At 66.1% G+C, this 2,561-nt stretch carries 2 protein-coding genes; both read left to right on the forward strand.

What is annotated here, in order from left to right:
• Positions 1-1,066, forward strand: a 1,066-nt coding sequence (locus tag K789_RS0115845; RefSeq protein ID WP_024367610.1) for a TadA family conjugal transfer-associated ATPase, incomplete at its 5' end; no start/stop codon positions are given.
• 279 nt (positions 1,067-1,345) lie between these two features.
• Positions 1,346-2,527, forward strand: a complete 1,182-nt coding sequence (locus tag K789_RS0115850; RefSeq protein ID WP_128081639.1) for an IS30 family transposase — start codon at positions 1,346-1,348, stop codon at positions 2,525-2,527.
• Positions 2,528-2,561 lie beyond the last annotated feature (34 nt).

Below are 2,561 nucleotides of genomic sequence, written 5' to 3' on the forward strand. Positions count from 1 at the left end.
CGGCCCGCTGCAGGTGCTGGTCCGGGACCCGGCCGTGACAGACATCTTCGTCAACGGCCCTGGTTCGGTCTGGCTGGACCGCGGCCGCGGACTCGAACGGGCGCCGGTCGCGTTCTCCGGTGAACCGCAGGTCCGGGGGCTGGCGGCACGGCTGGTGTCGGCGGGAGGGCGGCGCCTGGACGATGGTTCCCCCTGCGCCGATGTCCGGCTCGACGGCGGCTTTCGGGTCCATGCTGTCCTGCCTCCGATCTCCACGGCGGGGACACTCCTGAGCATCAGGATCAGGCGTGACCGGGTCTTCTCGATGGATGAGCTGCGGCGCAACGGCATGTTCGGGCCCTTGCTGCAGACCGTGCTGGAACGCATGGTGGCACACCGTTTGAGCTTCCTGATCAGCGGCGCCACCGGGTCGGGGAAGACAACACTGCTGGCCACGCTCCTGGGCCTCTGCCCGCCGGGCGAGCGGCTGGTCCTGATTGAGGACGCCTCGGAACTCAATCCGGTCCACCCGCACGTCGTGTCGCTGGAGGCGCGGCACGGCAACCTTGAAGGGGGCGGCGTCGTGGATTTGGGCGAGCTCGTGCGGCAGTCCCTGCGGATGCGGCCGGACCGGCTGGTTGTTGGCGAGTGCCGCGGGGCCGAAGTCCGTGAACTGCTGGCTGCCATGAATACTGGCCATAGCGGAGGCGGCGGAACCATTCACGCCAACACTGCGGCTGACGTGCCGGCGAGGTTGACTGCTTTGGGTGCGTTGGCCGGGATGTCCCAGGACGCGGTGCGCCTGCAGTCGGCCAGCGCCCTCGACGCAGTGGTCCACGTGGCCCGGATGGACAACGAGCGGACCGTGGCCTGCGTCGGGGTGCTGGAAGACGGCCCGGGCGGCTTCGTGGTCGGCTCCGCGCTGGACATTTCCGCCGGAGCGGTCCATCGCGGGCCGGCCTGGCCGCGGCTGGCGGGCCGCCTCGGAATGGACCCTTGGGGAACGGACCCGGCCGGCCCCGAGGAATTGGATTCGGGATCAGCCCGGACACAGGAAAGAGCGTTGCGCAGGGAGCTTGGGTTCTAGCGGTCGTTGCAACACCCAGAATTTTTGGGAGTTGCAGCGACCGTGTCGTCTTTAACGGGAGAACCTCGAACCAACAGGAAGTACGCGCAGGGGCAGAAGGATGAGTTCTTCGTCGTGTTCGACCGGCTCAAGAGCACGGGGGCGGCGGCCAGGGAGCTGGGATTGAGCCCCGATACGTGCGCCGGCTGGGTGCGTAAAGCCGGACTGAAGAGCCATGGTAAACCGGGGGCGCGCCCTCACCGGGGCCGGGATGAGTACTTCCGGTTACGCAAGGCCGGCTTGAGTCGGCGGGAGGCGGCCGCAGCGGTCAGCGTGCATCCCAGGACCGCGGCGGAGTGGGACCTGGGGATTCGTAAGTCAGGCGGCCGACGCATTTACGCTGATGGGCGGGTGGTCGATTACAAACGTGGTGTGACCACTATGACCTCGCCGGCCCTCGCCCCACCGACAGCGGCTCTCGAGAAACTCATCGACCCGCGATTTCTTAGCGTGCAGGAGCGGGAGATGATCCGGGACCTGAAAGCCTCGGGTTCATCGATGCGGGCGATCGCCAGCGTGCTTGGCCGTTCGGCTTCAACGATCAGCCGCGAGCTGGGCCGAAATGCCGATGCCCTGTTGGGCTATCTGCCCCACGGGGCGCAGCGGAAGGCCGCTGCCCGGCGGCCACGACCCAAAAACGCCAAGCTCGCTGGCGAGTCGGACCTGCGCGACTATGTGAAGGCCAAGCTGCTCATACGCTGGTCTCCGGAGCAGATCAGCCACACCCTGGTCAAAAAGTTCCCCGACCAACCGGAGATGCGTGTGAGTCCAGAGACGATCTATCAAGCCCTCTACGTCCAGGCCAGAGGCGGACTCAAACGCGAAATACAGGCAGCCCTGCGCACCGGCCGGACCCGCCGGAAACACCACCAGAGCGGGGAACAGCGCACCTCCCGGTTCGTGGATCCGATGGTCATGATCTCCGAGCGTCCACCCGAGATCGAGGACCGCGCAGTACCCGGTCATTGGGAGGGGGATCTCATCACCGGCGCCTACAACCAGTCCGCGATCGGAACCCTGGTCGAACGCACCACCCGCTACGTGATGCTCGTCCACCTGCCAAATGACCACACCGCCGAAACCGTCCGGGACGGGCTCATCAACACCATCTCTGCCCTGCCGGCACATCTGCGAGGCTCTCTGACCTGGGACCAGGGCGCGGAAATGGCCGCCCACAAGACCTTCACCCTAGCCACCGAAATGCAGGTTTACTTCTGCGACCCAGCCAGCCCCTGGCAGCGCGGTTCGAACGAGAACACTAACGGGCTGCTGCGCCAGTACTTCCCCAAAAGCACCGACCTGTCCGCCTACGGACCTGAAGACCTCGAACACGTCGCTCAGGAGCTCAACGGCCGCCCACGCAAAACGCTCGGCTGGGATACCCCAGCCGAGCGTCTACGTGATTTACTACTAACCACCTAACCACCAGGTGTTGCAACGACCCCTAGAAACCGCC

The organism is Arthrobacter sp. TB 26 (genome assembly GCF_000427315.1).
GTDB lineage: Bacteria > Actinomycetota > Actinomycetes > Actinomycetales > Micrococcaceae > Arthrobacter.